Source organism: Myxococcales bacterium, assembly GCA_016706225.1.
GTDB lineage: Bacteria > Myxococcota_A > Polyangia > Polyangiales > Polyangiaceae > JADJKB01.
This window is the reverse complement of sequence record JADJKB010000005.1, coordinates 457152-470244: the sequence shown is the minus strand read 5'-3', so window position 1 is coordinate 470244 and position 13093 is coordinate 457152. Positions and strand designations below refer to the sequence as shown.

Below are 13093 nucleotides of genomic sequence, written 5' to 3'. Positions count from 1 at the left end.
CGTGCGTTCACGCCCGAAGTCGTGCGACAAAGCGGACCATGTCGAAGCGCCTCGTGGGGTCCGCCGTCGCTCTCTTCTTGTCCGCCGCTTGTGGCCCGGCTCCCAGCCCGCTGCCCCCGCCCCAACCCAAGCCCAGCCCAGGACCAACCGTGAGCTCGAACGAAGAATTGCACCGCGTCGCGAAGCTCGAGGCAACTCGCCTGCGCGAGGCTGCCGACAAGGATCCGTTGCTGGCAGAGTGGACCGGCCCCTTCGGCGGTGTGCCGCCCTGGGACAAGGTGAAACCCGACCTGGTCCCCAAGGCGCTCGAGGCGGGCATCAATCTCCTGCTGGCCGAGGTGAACGTCATCGCGACGAACCCCGAACCGCCGAGCTTCGACAACACGCTGCGCGCACTCGAAGACAGTGGGCGTCATCAGAACCGGATCGAGACGCTGTTCAGCGTGCTCACGGGCAACCTGAACACCCCGGACGTGCAGGCCATCGACCACGAGTGGTCGCCGAAGCTCGCCGAGGCCTACGACAAGATCACGTTCAACGACAAACTGTTCGCCCGCATCTCGGCCGTGCACGCCGCTCGGGAGAAATCCGGGCTGACCGCGGAGCAAAAGCGCCTGGTCGAACGCATCTACGATCAGTTCGTGCGCGCCGGAGCCAAGCTCAGCGCCGAAGAGAAACAGCGCCTGGGCGACATGAACCAGAAGCTCGCTGTCCTCTTCACTGACTTCGGCAACAAGGTACTGGCCGATGAAAACAGCTGGATCGTGCTCGACAAAAAGGCGGACCTGGCAGGCCTGCCGGACTCCCTGGTCGCGAGTTATCACGCAGCGGCGGCGGAGAAGAAGCTCGACGGCAAGTGGATCGTGGTCAACACCCGCTCCAGCGTCGACCCGTTCTTGACCTCCTCGTCACGCCGCGATCTGCGCGAGAAGGTCTGGAAGGCGTTCAAGGACCGGGGCGACAATCCGGGCGAGAACAACACCAACACGACCATCGCCAAGATCGTGAAGCTGCGCGCTGACCGAGCGAAGTTACTTGGTTATGCCTCCCACGCCCACTGGCGCATGTCGGACACCATGGCCGTCGACCCCAAGAAGGCCAGCGAGCTGATGCTGCGGGTCTGGCCCGCGGCCGTCGCGCGGGTGAAGGAAGAGGTGGCGGACATGACCGTGCTCGCCAAGAAGGACGACCCGAAGCTCTCCTTCGAGCCCTGGGACTACCTCTACTACGCGGAGAAGGTCCGGCGGGCGAAGTACAACCTGAACCAGGCCGAGCTGAAGCCGTACTTCGAGCTCAACAACATGATCGAGGCAGCGTTCTGGATGGCGGGTGAGCTGTACGGGCTCACGTTCACGGAGATCCCGGGCAAGGTGCCGGTCTTCCGCCCCGACGTGCGCGTGTTCGAGGTGAAGGACAAGACGAGCGGCAAATACGTCGGCCTGTTCTACGGCGACTACTTCGCACGCACGAACAAACGCTCCGGGGCGTGGGCCTCCGGCTACCGTGGCCACGAGACCTTCACCGGCAAGGTCATCACGCCCATCACCTCCAACAACAACAACTTCGTGCCCGCCGAGGCGGGCCAACCGGTGCTCATCTCCCTGGATGACGCGCAGACGTTGTTCCACGAGTTCGGGCACGCGCTGCACGCGCTGCTCTCGGAGGTGAACTACCCCGGCCTCGCCTCGACGCCCCGCGACTTCGTGGAGTACCCATCGCAGGTCCACGAGATGTGGGTGCTGACGCGCCCGGTGCTCGACCGGTTTGCCCACCATTTCAAGACCAAGAAGCCCATGCCCCAGGCCCTGGTCGACAAGGTGCTCGCCGCCAGGAAATTCAATCAAGGGTACGCAACCGTCGAGTACCTGTCGGCGGCCATCGTCGACATGGCGCTCCACACTCTGCCCGAAGGCGTCGCGGATCCCGACGCCTTCGAGCGAGAGACACTGCAGAAGATCGGCGCCCCGAAGGAGGTGGCCATGCGCCACCGCCTGCCGCAGTTCAATCACCTGTTCACGAGCGATGCCTACTCGGCGGGGTACTACAGTTACCTCTGGTCCGAGGTGATGGACGCCGACACGCGCCAGGCCTTCGTCGAGGCAGGCAACGTGTTCGACAAGGCCACCGCCGACAAGCTCCGGAAGTTCATCCTCGCGCCGGGCAACGCCACCGATCGCGCCGAAGCCTACCGCCAGTTCCGCGGGCGTGACCCGGATGTGAAGGCCTTGCTCGAGAAGCGCGGCTTCCCGACCCAGTAGCCCTGACTCCGCTCACCAACCGAGTCGCACCGCACCGATGAGCGCCGCCACGAGCAGCGCAGCGATCCCCAGCATCCACAGCGGGCTGCCGACGAAATACGGGTAGACCAGCATCACGATGCCCACACCCATGTGCGGCAGCCGCGACTGACGTTTCCCGTAGATGAACAGCACCATCCCGATGGAGCTCACCAGCAGGGAGGCCAGCAGAGAGTTGGCGTCGAGGCTCACGCCAGGACCCTAACCCTCTCGGACTCTCCCCGCATCCATCCCGCTCGTTTCCCGTGCCGGCGCCCGCCCCGAGCTGGCGCTCACGCACGAACCGGAGGCGCCGTCCTCCGGTCCCGTCACCCCGGCGCGTCGGTGCAGCAGCGGAATCCCTGGTCGTAGCGCACGTAGAACGGACCATGCCCGCGGGTTGCGGGCCGGCAGCGCTGGCGCGCCGGCCCCCAGTGCCCGCCCTTCATGATCATCTTGCGCCCGTACTTGCGCGCGTTCAGCGTCCACTCGTCGATGTTGCCGGTCATGTCCATCACGCCGAACGGGCTCGCGCACGCACGCATCTCACCCGAGCGCTTACCTCGCCACGACAGATCGATGCCCTTTGCAGTGTCGCCCGTGGTGCGTGGGCTGAACATGTCCTTCGTCGGGCCGGGGCCGAGCACGCTGATGTTGCACTTGGCGGAGTCACGCTCGAAGCCGTAGGGATAGGGCAACGCCTCTTCCCCTTCACAGGCAAAGGTCCACTCGTTCTCGTCACACAGGCGCTTCTGCTCCTTCTTGCAGAAGGCCACCGCCTCCGCGAAGGTGACCACCACGAGTGGAAACTCAGCGTACGCGTTCGGGTACTCGTAGCGGTCGATGCAAAAGTCCAGCTGCTTCCGGGGCAGACCTTCCAGCTTCACGCGCCACTTGGCGGCGTCGAAGCGATCACACAGGCCGTTTTCCCCGTGGTCCGCCGTGCGCCAGAATGTGCACGTTTCATTCTGGTAGCCGGCCACGGCGTCGGTGTCGTCACGCTTCGAGGTATCGAGCACGAAGCTCCCTTTCACGCGCAACATGCCTGCGGTGCAGCCCTTGCCGTCCGCCGCGGGCTCCGGCGGCAGCGCGGGCAACGAATCGGCCACCCCTTGCCAGTAGAGCTCCTGCCACCTGCGCCACTCGAAGCGTGGCTCGCGATAGGTCTGGGTGAGTGCGAACCCGAGCGCGGCGAGTCGGGGTCCGCCGGCGGCGCTGAGTGGAGGCGCGGCGTCAGCGAGCGCGGCATCGGGAGGCGCGCTGGCAACAACCGCCGCGTCGGAAGATTGCGCGGCGGACGTTCGGGCCGGCGTCGCGCCAGCATCGGGGCCCGGGCGAGGCGTACGTTTGCCACAAGCCATCGCGGCCATTCCGAGGACGAGACAAGCGGCGCACTGACGGAGCATCGAGAACCAGTCGCAACGCTAGCAACGCCGCGCGCTCACGGGGACATTCCCCGTTGGTCTCGGCGTGATAGGCTCTGACCTTGGTTAGCTTCCGGAGCCCGTGCGCGTTCTTCGCATTTGCAGTCGCAGCTTGCACTCCGAGCACCCCGCGCGATGAACCGCCGAGAGCGGTGACGGTCCCCGAGCCGGCGTCGGACGCGCCGAGCCCCGCCCCGTCTGCCACACCAGCCCCCACGGCCTCCGCCGAGACCCAACCTGACTCTCGAACCTGGCGCGCCGGCGCCGAGGTCATCGCTCGTGGCAAGCTCTCCAAGGTGCCGTGGCAGCACCTGATGACCAGCGTGCCCGGCAAAAAGAGCGAGTACTTCGATCTCGAAGACGGGTCGCAGACCGTCATCTACGTGAAGGATGCCCCTGACTGCAGCGGATTTTTGCGAGTCGAGGCCACCGTGTTGAGTGTGCGCGGCGCGAGCAAGCGCCCGGGGCGCGAGACCAAGGTCGACGACAGCTACGAGGAGCTGCAGCTCGACGTGAAAACCGCCCGCTGCGACGACTGACTCGTCAGCTGGTCCCGAGCAGGCCGCGGTGCAGCGCGGCATGAATGGCAGCGACGTGCACGCCGTGGAAGATCTCGCCGCGCTCGATGGCCGGGATCAACTCTCGGACTGGCACGAGCGTCACCCGGATGTGCTCACTCGCGTCGAGCTCTTGCTCGAAGGCGCGCCGCGCGCTCCGCGCGAAGAAGAAGTGGGCGCGGTTGGTGTGCCGACTGGGTTCGGTGGAGACGGACAGGAGAGGTTGCCAGTCCTCGGCTTCGTAGCCGGTCTCCTCGCGCAGCTCGCGCCTCGCCGCGACGAGCGCGTCTTCGCCGTCGTCGATCACACCAGCCGGAAGCTCACGGCTCACGTCGGCGGCACCGTGGCGGTACTGCTCGACCATCACCACCTGGCCGTCCTCGGTCAGCGCCAAGATCCCGGTCCAGTCTGGAGCCACGATCAGGTGGAACTCGTCGATCTCACCGCCGTGCGGCAGCTCGATGCGCTCCTGCCGAACCGTAAGCCACTTTCGCTCGAGCAAGATCGAGCTCTCGACGACGCGCCACGGTTTCATGAGACGGTTTCGGGGAGTGCGTGGGGCTCAGGCCTCGGCCGACTTGGCCGATTCCTTGGCCGGCGGCAAGGCTTTGCGCGGCGGCGCGGTGACCGCCGCCTGGATCGCCTTCACGCGTTTGCCCACCAGCGCTCCGAGGCGGAGCAAGACGCCAAGTCCGCCGTGGAGCTGCCGCTCGACCAGCGCCTCGCCGAGGGCGCGCAGGTTGTCATCCGCGGGCATCCACCACGGGTCCGGCTTGCTCGAACGGTCGACAAACACGGTCCGCGGTCGCGTGAACGTCGAGTACGCATGCCGGCTCGAAGCCACGCCCGGGCCGGTGTCCTTCACGCCGGTCCAGGGTGTCTCCGGCAGGATCCCGGTGATGGCGTGGTTGTTCACCAGCGCAACCCCGACCTCGAGCTGCTTCGCCAGCACGATGCCGCGCTCGATGTCGCGGGTCCACACCGAGCCGTTCAGACCATAGCTCGAGTCGTTGGCGAGCCGGACCGCTTCCTCGGCGCTCTTCACACGCATGACACCGATGACCGGACCAAAGGTCTCCTCGCGCATCACCGCCATCTCGTGGGTGCAGCGGTCGAGCACCGTCGGTCGGTAGCCGTAACCCCGTTGGGTCGGCGCACCCCCGCAGACGACCTTTGCCCCCTTGTCTTTGGCTTCGTCGACGTGACGCTCGACGATTCGCAGCTGAGGTTCGTTCTGTAACGGTCCGAGATCGGTCAAGCCGTCCTCGGGCGCCACCCGCAGCTCACTCACGAAACGGCCGAGGCGCTCGACGAAGGTGTCGGCGATCAACTCCTCGACATAGACCCGCTCGACGGCGGCGCAGTTCTGTCCGGCGTTGTGCAGACCCCACTGGGCGATGCCGGCGACGGTGCGCTCGAGATCACAGTCCGCGAGCACGATGGCGGCGTCCTTGCCCCCGAGCTCCACCGAGTACGGGATCAGCCGTTCGGCAGCGCTCACCGCCACGCGTTTGCCCGTCTTCACCGAGCCGGTGAAGACAATCGCGTCGACACCCGCGCCGATCAGCGCTTCGCCGACCTCGCCCCCGCCCTGGACGAGACCCACCAGGTTCCTGGGCAGGACCTCGCCTGCGATCTTCGCGAGCCAGGCACCGGTGCGCGGTGTCTGTTCGCTCGGCTTGAGGACCACCGCGTTGCCGCTGAGCAGCGCCGGGACCAGCGACTTCATGAAGTTTCCGAGCGGGTAGTTCCACGGCGCGATGATGCCAACGACTCCCCGCGGCAGGACCTCGACCACCGCCTTCTTGCCTGGGTAGTCCAGCGCGGAAATCTTGATGCGCTCCGGCATCAGCGCCTTCTTGCCCGCGCGGATGGCCTGTTTGAAGAACTCGAGGGCGCTCGCGAGCTCACTCATCAGGCACTCGGTCTCGCTGCGTCCGGTCTCACTCGCGATGATGGGCAGGGCTTCAGCGCGCTGCTCCATCATGCGTCGGGCGACGGCCAGGATCAGCTCGGCCCGCGCATCGACGCTCTTGTCGCCCCACTGCTTCTGCGCAGCCCGCGCCGCCGCCACGATGCGCGCGACCTCGTCCTTGCTGGTCGCTTCGACCTGCGAGAGCGCCGAGAGGTCGCCGGGATTTTTCTCCGAAAAGATTCCTTGCCCCATGGCCGTGCGACTTATCCCCGGAGCTTGCCCGCTTCAATCACGTCCACGCCGATGGCAGGTCAGGGGGACGTGGCAGCCAGAAATCCCTGGCACAGTGCAGACCATTGACAGCGGCCGGGCAGCAAGTGGACGCTTCCTCGATGCGCAAACAGCTCTTCTTCTTGATCATCACCTCATCGGTATCCATGACCCTGAGCCTGACCTCGGGCTGCGGCAGCGACGACAGCAGCGGCGGCGGGGGCAAATCGAGTGGCGGCACGGCCGGGACCTCGGGCAGCGGAGGAGCCAGCACCGGAGGCGCCTCCGGTAGCGGAGGCTCGAGTACGGGAGGCGCCGCGGGCGCGGGCGGCTCGAATACGGGAGGCGCCGCGGGTGCGGGCGGCTCGAATACGGGAGGCGCCGCGGGCAGTGGCGGAACGAGCACTGGCGGAGCTTCAGGCAGCGGCGGAGCAGACGCTGGCGCTTGTACCGCGTTCCCCGACGCCGGGGCGGCGTGCAACAGCCTGGCGAACGGCGCGGCGTTCGTGCCGGTCACGCAGGTCGCAACGGCGGTGCCCACCGGCACCGGCGGCACGATTGCGGAGGGGCTGTACCACCTGACGAAGATCGAGGGTTACACCGGCAACCCGCTGGGCTCGCTCACGATGAAACAGACGCTCGAGATTTGCGGCGGCGTCGGGCAGCTGGTCGGCGACGAACAGGGCCCCCCCGTCTATCACAAGAGTTTTACGTTCACGACTTCCGGCACGGGCATCACGGCCACGACGACGTGCTCGACCCAATCCCCCAACGTCGACATTGTGTACTCGAGCTACACGGCGACCCCAACCTCGCTGACGCTCTACTCGACCGCGGTGAAGTTCTCGGTCACGTATACGAAGCAGTGAGCGCGGGGGGCCAAGGCCCCTCACTGCGCAGCGACGAGGGCGGGCAGGAGCACCGGCCTCGTCGCCTGCGCGGCGGCGGCGCACGGCGAGCAAGCTCGACCTCGACGGAATGACGTCTCGTCAGTCGCGGTGATCGTGAACGCGCGACTCGACGCGTTCAATGAGCTCCTCCACCGTCGGGGGAAGGTCGTCATCGCCGGCCTCGGGATCGCGTTCTGGTAGCAGAGCATCCAGGATTACCCTGCGGGCGCGGGGCAAGCCACTGCGAACCGTGGCGATCGCTGCCACGATGCTGAGCACCACCCCAACCACGCTTAAGCTGGCCCAGAACCAGACCGTGCTCGGCGGCCGGCGTTCGGCAGCGGCCATCACAGGCAGGGCCACGGCAATGACGATGGCCCCTAGGGGAACGATGGGCACGACCAGCGTTTCCAGTTGCAGCTGGGTCATGTCGGCATCGGTGCTGATTCGACCGCGGATCTGCGTCAGCGGTCCGAGTCGGGCATTGAGCGCCAAGCGAAATTCTGGTGTTTGCACCTTGCCCACAAAACGTAGCGGCTGGCCTCGGAGATTGTCTTGCGACGCATCCGGCACGCTGATGACGGAGAGGCGCCGAACGACTTCTTCGACAGGGAGTGGGAAGGACAGGACCAGTCGTTCGCCCGTACCGAAGGCGAACGGCTCCGGCGTCGGCGCGAGCGCCGTGCGTCGTCGATATGCGCCCGAGTGGCGAGGAGTCGGAATCAGGGTGGGCATGGCGAGGCCGGCCGAGCGTCAGTCTCGATCAATGCGGGACACGACCGCGAAGTGGTCGGACGGGTAGCGGTTCTTTGCGCCGTAGACGTACAGATCCGACACCCAGCTCTCCGCGCTCCAGGTCACACCGTCACCCGCCAGAAACACGTGGTCGATGCGGTCCTTGTCGTCGAAGGTCGGATCGGGATCTTGGTTCTCGACGATGCCAGGCGACGGCGCGAGATCGTAGGCGTCCTGGAACACGACGCCGTGGCTCGTGTCACCCGTCAAGATCCCATAGGCCTTGCTGTCCGGGCGGGAGTTGAAGTCGCCGACGAACACCACCGGCAGTGTGCCCGCAAACGGCGCCGTACGCTCCAGCACCAGCGGCGCGCTCAGCTCCTGGCTGGGTGAGTTGTTGTCGAAGTGCGTGCTGGCAAAGAACATCTCGCGGTCGCCTGCCTTGTCGAGCAGCCGCGCCCAGACGACCAGGCGTGGCAGCTGCGGATCGGCAAAACCCGTCGAGCGCGCGACGTCCGGAGTCGGGCTGAGCCAGTACGTTCCGTGCTCGAGCACCTTGAACCGCGACGTGCGGTAGACGATCGCCGCGTCGGGATACGGCGGCCAGCCCTCTTGCTCGAAGAAGAGCGCGCTGCGCCCCGGCGCTTGCGCCAAGAGCGCGTCGACCTCTCCGGTCAGCGGCGTCAGCTCTTGCACACCGATCAGATCGGGATCGTGCCGCTTGAAGATGTCACCGAAGTAGCCGAGGCGCTCGGCCCAGGGGTCGTACTCACCGCCCTTGCAGATGGAGCAGAGCACGTTGTACGTCATGACCGTCAGTGGCTTCGCGGGCAGTGCCTGCGAGTCCTCCGTGTCATCACCACAGCCCAAGCTGAGCAGTCCGATTGCGAAGAGAACCGCTCGACCCAGTTGTTTCATTTCGCCTCCACGAAGCCGATGTAAGAGAGCCGGGGTTGGTTGCCCTCGCGACCTGCCACGCAGATCCGACTCAGGTATAGCGCCTTCTTCTCGATGCCGTCCGGCCAGTCGGAGAAACAACAGTCTCCGAGGCAGCGTGCGAGAGCTCCGACAAGGAAGCCCTGCGGCCAGGTGCAGTCGTCCCCCGAGCAGGTCCATTTTGGACGTGTCCTCCCGAGCCAAGCCTCGAGCTCGGCTCGGGAATGCAGGGTCTCGGCCGTGCGCTCGTCGGTCTCGACCAGCGACTGTTTGATCTCGACCCGAACGTCGACGCCGGTCGCGGGCGAGAGTCCCGCAAGCTCCTGCGCGTCCCCGCTCGAGAGCGCCCGAGCGGCTCGTTGGCAAAGCGCCTGCGGCGTGGCTGCCACGGGGCTCGGCGCCGACGCGCTCGAGCTTCCTGACTCGCTCCGGCTCCGCGCGTCGCACGCGAGCGTGAGCAGCCCGAAGCCGAAGAGCAGGCCGGTGCTTGCGGGATTCACGGTCGGGCCACGCGCGCTCACGGGAGGGACGTTGCGACGGGGGAGGCGAGCGCAGCCTTGAACGCCGTCAACTTGGCCGGCGACTCTCCGAGATCCCACACGTGGTCGGGCTTGCTGTTGCGTGTGGAGTTGAAATACGAAATCACGCCGATTCGGTCGGTGTGGGTGCTGGCCCACTGCCACGAGTCATTCCACCACTTCACGGCGCTCGGGGCCTTTGGATCCGACTTGGCAAAAAAGTCGGTCGAACCGACCTCTCCGACTCCCACCATGGCGTTGGGATCCCCTTGGCTGGCAAGCCACTTCAAGATGTCATCCAGCCGCGCCGAAAAACCTTCACCGCTGTCGTTCTGGTAGAGATCGATGCCAAGGAACGGCTGCCGGCTGATCACCCCAGGCTTGACCCAGTTGGCGGGGTCTTGCTGGGAGTTCTTGGCGTTGAACAGCCAGTCGCCGATGATCGGCGCGAACGCGGTGTTCTTCAGGCCCGTCTCCGCCTTCATCACGTCGTAGATGTGGATCCAGGCGTTCGCCCACTTCACACCGTCGGCCTCCGACGCGTCGTTGGAAGGTTCGTGGTGGAAGGTGACGATGACGGGGCGACTCAGCTTGGCATAGCGCTGCGCCCGCGCACGGATGTCCGCGTCGTAACCCCCGGCGGTCACTGCTGCCCAGCGCGCCGGGACCGTACCGGTGAGCACCGGTGGCTTGAACGAGATCCACGGGATGCGGTGAGCGGCGTGGTCCGCAGCGATCTGTGTGTCTTCGGCGGCGGCCTCGTTCCACTCGTAGAACTTGCGCCGGACACCCGGAGCCTGGGGTTTGAGCTCCGCGAGCTTCGCGTTCCAATCCGCGGCGGGCGTCGACATGCCCAGCAAGATCTTGCCGACCTGATGCCCCGGCCAGCGTGGGGCGCCGGCATCGTTCGGCGTCGAGCCATCGGACGCGCTACCTGCCGCACCTCCGGAAGCGTCGACCGCCGCGTCCGAGCCGCCGGCGCCGGCGCTCCCGGACGTGCCCCCCGCACCAGCACTGCCCGACGAGCCGCCTGTGCCGGCGCTGCCCGACGTCCCAGCCGTCCCAGAGCCACCAGCCGAGCCTCCACTGCCAGCGCCACCTGCGGGGCTGTCCGATGCGGAGTCTCCGCAGGCCGCAATGACTCCAACTGAAATCAGTACGGTGAACACCACGCGAGAAAGGACAATGTGCATCGGGTTCAGCTCAGCAGCGGATGTTACCCGATCAACCGACGCAAAAGCTACGGCGCGCGGCCTCCGCGAGAAACGGGGCGCTGCTCCCGCGGGTCAACTGACCCGCGGCGTCACGCAGCGGGCAGCGACATCACGCGACCTTCGCGCAACATCACGATCTCGCCCTCTGGGACGGGCTGCCATGGCTCGCCGCTGAGCGGGACGCTGGCGACCAGCGCAACGTCCTGATGCTCTTCAGGGTCGATGGACACGCCGACCAGCGACACCGCCTCCGAGCGGGTCGAACAGCTCCGGCAGAGCACATGCAGCCCGGGCGCGCGGAAGTCGCCGGAGTCGTGTTTCCGGCGATCGCCATGCACGAAAACCACGTCGCCATCCGTATACAGAAAGTTTGCGGGCCCGAGCGGTCGTAGCTCAGCCGCGAAGGCGCGGATCGCGCGCAGGCGGTCCTCGACGCTCGGATGTCCCTTGTCCCACAGCGACGCCACCCGCTCCAGCAGGGCACAGAACGCGTGCTCCGAGTCGGTATCCCCGATGGGACGGAAGCGGCGGGTCAAGAACTGCGGGAGAGCCTCGATGCCGGGCAACATTCCGTTGTGCGCAAACAGGTGAATCCGGCCGCCCAGCTCCCGGCTGAACGGCTGGGTGTTGCGCAAGGACCGCGGCCCCTGAGTCGCCCGACGAATGTGTGCGATCGCGATCGAGGTCCGGGGCTCTCGCTCGTGGAGAAACCGGACCCACTGGCTGTCGTTGGCGGCGTCAGGCTCGCGGATCACCAGCGCGTCTCCGTCGTGCCAGAAGCTGATCCCCCATCCGTCGCGGTGCGGCCCGGTCCCGCCGCCGTGCCGCGCCAGCTCGTCGAACGAGAGGCGGACCGTGGTCGGGAACCGCGCGGACATCGCGAACAGCTCACACACGGTAGCCTCTCACATCCTGAACAGACGCCGGAACGGCGACGGCTCGCCAGGGCGCTTCGGCTTCGGCTTCGAGTGGCACGCGCAGCGCTCCTCTCGCGGGACATTCCCCAGAACTTGCTCCACATGCATGCCACACCCCGAGTAGCTGGGCTTCCGGCATTTCGCGCACTCGACTCTTTGACACATGCTTCGACTCCCTCGGTGACAACGGCACCGCTTCGATGATGGGAGCCCGACGAGTGGGAAAGGGTTCGGGTTCGGCCGGGACCGCCTCAAAGGTCGGGCGGAGCTGTCACGTGGTGCGATGTACAGCGCGCCAGGTCACGGGGTCACGGGGCTCCGCATCGCGCAAGCGGCCCGGAAATCGGCCACATTTTCGGCTTGGCTCGGGGCCGAGCGCACCACGGCAGGCAGCTGCGCAGCCTGGTCGAGCCAGGCCGCGAGCGTCCTGCGGTCGCGGATGGCCCTCGTGATCAAGCCATCCGGCCACCACCATTGAAAGCGCAACCACACGGGCGCGAAATGAAAGCTCAGCAGACCTGGTCCGGGCGGAGAGTGAGTCACGCCCTCGAACACATCGAGGCACTCGGCGAGGCGTGTTGGCTCAGGCTCCGCGTCATCGCGGGTGAGCCACGGCGCCACGGAGCCATCCATCAGCGCCATGGCGTGTCGCTCGAGCGTGCGCTCGTTCAGCACGTCCGAGTAGGCCGAGTCGAAGCCGTAGGCCTCTGCGAGGTGCTCGAGCATCACCCTGGACTCTCCGATCGTCACCCCTCCGTGAATGAGCAAGGGGATGCGTCCGCTCGGTGACCAGCGGGAGAGACCCTCTGGCAGCGCGCCCAGCGGAGCTTCGTGCGAGTCGTATCCCACACCGAGATGTTCGAGGAGTGCGAGCACCCGGTGCGCGAACGGACAGCCACGATCCATGAAGAGCATGGGGCGCGGAGCGGAGCTGGGCGTGGACATGAGGCGGACCCGGGGCGCTCAGTGGCCGAGCGCGACGAAGAGCGTTCGGCCGGCCATGAAGAGGATGATGAGCGACCCGGGCGTCCACAGCGTGGCGCGAAGATCGTGGGTGCGACCGGTGAAGTACGCAACGAAGTGCAGCAGGCGTGTCGCGACGTAGCCATACAGCAGCACGCGCGCGAGGAGCAGGGACGGATCGGTCAGGATGAAGAGCAAGCCGGCGACCAGGAAGAACGGGATGTTCTCCAGGTCGTTCAGATGGATGCGTCGGATCCGCTCGACCGCTTCGTTCGGCTCCAACTGTTTCGGATCCGGCTCGGGGTTGAGGGGCGTCTTGGCCAGGTCTTCGGGCGCTCGGTAGCCTCCCTTGACCTGCATCATGCGCACGACGGTCAGCCACGACATGCTCGCCGCTTTGAGGATCATGATCGCCGCCGCGATCACGTAGGTGACGAAGAGTGGGTTTTGAAGGCTCAGCTTGTCCATCCTGTCCTCT

14 protein-coding genes are annotated in these 13093 nt (G+C 66.5%); 3 read left to right on the top strand and 11 right to left on the bottom strand.

Going from position 1 to position 13093, the window contains the following annotated elements; all coding sequences use genetic code 11:
• Nucleotides 1–38 precede the first annotated feature (38 nt).
• Nucleotides 39–2258: a M3 family metallopeptidase gene (locus tag IPI67_09855; protein MBK7580496.1), complete on the top strand. Its 2220-nt coding sequence runs from the start codon at nucleotides 39–41 to the stop codon at nucleotides 2256–2258.
• A 12-nt stretch (nucleotides 2259–2270) separates the two neighbouring features.
• Here the strand turns inward: IPI67_09855 and IPI67_09850 are convergent, their stop codons facing one another.
• The gene (locus IPI67_09850; protein MBK7580495.1) at nucleotides 2271–2489 is read right to left on the bottom strand and encodes a hypothetical protein; all 219 of its coding nucleotides are present in this window, start codon (nucleotides 2487–2489) and stop codon (nucleotides 2271–2273) included.
• 116 nt (nucleotides 2490–2605) lie between these two features.
• The gene (locus IPI67_09845) at nucleotides 2606–3646 is read right to left on the bottom strand and encodes an SUMF1/EgtB/PvdO family nonheme iron enzyme (GenBank protein ID MBK7580494.1); all 1041 of its coding nucleotides are present in this window, start codon (nucleotides 3644–3646) and stop codon (nucleotides 2606–2608) included.
• A 206-nt stretch (nucleotides 3647–3852) separates the two neighbouring features.
• Between IPI67_09845 and IPI67_09840 the strand changes: the two genes are divergently transcribed.
• Nucleotides 3853–4239: a hypothetical protein gene (locus IPI67_09840; GenBank protein ID MBK7580493.1), complete on the top strand. Its 387-nt coding sequence runs from the start codon at nucleotides 3853–3855 to the stop codon at nucleotides 4237–4239.
• A 4-nt stretch (nucleotides 4240–4243) separates the two neighbouring features.
• On the opposite strand, the gene IPI67_09835 is transcribed toward IPI67_09840, so the two are convergent.
• Entirely contained in the window at nucleotides 4244–4792 is a 549-nt protein-coding gene (locus IPI67_09835) for an NUDIX hydrolase (protein ID MBK7580492.1), read from the bottom strand.
• A 27-nt stretch (nucleotides 4793–4819) separates the two neighbouring features.
• Entirely contained in the window at nucleotides 4820–6424 is a 1605-nt protein-coding gene (locus IPI67_09830; GenBank protein MBK7580491.1) for an aldehyde dehydrogenase family protein, read from the bottom strand.
• A 140-nt stretch (nucleotides 6425–6564) separates the two neighbouring features.
• On the opposite strand from IPI67_09830, the gene IPI67_09825 reads away from it, so the two are divergent.
• The gene (locus tag IPI67_09825) at nucleotides 6565–7311 is read left to right on the top strand and encodes a hypothetical protein (protein MBK7580490.1); all 747 of its coding nucleotides are present in this window, start codon (nucleotides 6565–6567) and stop codon (nucleotides 7309–7311) included.
• Between the two features lie 120 nt (nucleotides 7312–7431).
• Here the strand turns inward: IPI67_09825 and IPI67_09820 are convergent, their stop codons facing one another.
• The 7 genes from IPI67_09820 to IPI67_09790 form a co-directional block, all read right to left on the bottom strand.
• Entirely contained in the window at nucleotides 7432–7905 is a 474-nt protein-coding gene (locus IPI67_09820) for a hypothetical protein (protein ID MBK7580489.1), read from the bottom strand.
• 180 nt (nucleotides 7906–8085) lie between these two features.
• Nucleotides 8086–8985, bottom strand: a complete 900-nt coding sequence (locus IPI67_09815; protein MBK7580488.1) for an endonuclease/exonuclease/phosphatase family protein — start codon at nucleotides 8983–8985, stop codon at nucleotides 8086–8088.
• The gene (locus tag IPI67_09810; protein MBK7580487.1) at nucleotides 8982–9503 is read right to left on the bottom strand and encodes a hypothetical protein; all 522 of its coding nucleotides are present in this window, start codon (nucleotides 9501–9503) and stop codon (nucleotides 8982–8984) included. Before IPI67_09810 ends, IPI67_09815 begins: the two co-directional genes overlap by 4 nt.
• A gap of 17 nt (nucleotides 9504–9520) precedes the next feature.
• On the bottom strand, nucleotides 9521–10714 hold the full coding sequence (locus IPI67_09805) for a hypothetical protein (protein MBK7580486.1): 1194 nt from the start codon (nucleotides 10712–10714) through the stop codon (nucleotides 9521–9523).
• 110 nt (nucleotides 10715–10824) lie between these two features.
• A complete protein-coding gene (locus IPI67_09800) occupies nucleotides 10825–11631 on the bottom strand; it encodes a class II glutamine amidotransferase (protein MBK7580485.1) in 807 nt (268 codons plus the stop codon).
• Nucleotides 11632–11952: 321 nt separating this feature from the next.
• On the bottom strand, nucleotides 11953–12567 hold the full coding sequence (locus IPI67_09795; GenBank protein MBK7580484.1) for a glutathione S-transferase N-terminal domain-containing protein: 615 nt from the start codon (nucleotides 12565–12567) through the stop codon (nucleotides 11953–11955).
• 48 nt (nucleotides 12568–12615) lie between these two features.
• A complete protein-coding gene (locus IPI67_09790) occupies nucleotides 12616–13083 on the bottom strand; it encodes an MAPEG family protein (GenBank protein MBK7580483.1) in 468 nt (155 codons plus the stop codon).
• Between the last annotated feature and the right edge of the window lie 10 nt (nucleotides 13084–13093).

Coding starts and splice junctions, on each gene's coding strand:
- IPI67_09805 (MBK7580486.1), bottom strand. CDS start 10,714: ATGCACATTGTCCTTTCTCGCGTGGTGTTCACCGTACTGATTTCAGTT.
- IPI67_09855 (MBK7580496.1), top strand. CDS start 39: ATGTCGAAGCGCCTCGTGGGGTCCGCCGTCGCTCTCTTCTTGTCCGCC.
- IPI67_09815 (MBK7580488.1), bottom strand. CDS start 8,985: ATGAAACAACTGGGTCGAGCGGTTCTCTTCGCAATCGGACTGCTCAGC.
- IPI67_09795 (MBK7580484.1), bottom strand. CDS start 12,567: ATGCTCTTCATGGATCGTGGCTGTCCGTTCGCGCACCGGGTGCTCGCA.
- IPI67_09790 (MBK7580483.1), bottom strand. CDS start 13,083: ATGGACAAGCTGAGCCTTCAAAACCCACTCTTCGTCACCTACGTGATC.
- IPI67_09845 (MBK7580494.1), bottom strand. CDS start 3,646: ATGGCCGCGATGGCTTGTGGCAAACGTACGCCTCGCCCGGGCCCCGAT.
- IPI67_09825 (MBK7580490.1), top strand. CDS start 6,565: ATGCGCAAACAGCTCTTCTTCTTGATCATCACCTCATCGGTATCCATG.
- IPI67_09830 (MBK7580491.1), bottom strand. CDS start 6,424: ATGGGGCAAGGAATCTTTTCGGAGAAAAATCCCGGCGACCTCTCGGCG.
- IPI67_09835 (MBK7580492.1), bottom strand. CDS start 4,792: ATGAAACCGTGGCGCGTCGTCGAGAGCTCGATCTTGCTCGAGCGAAAG.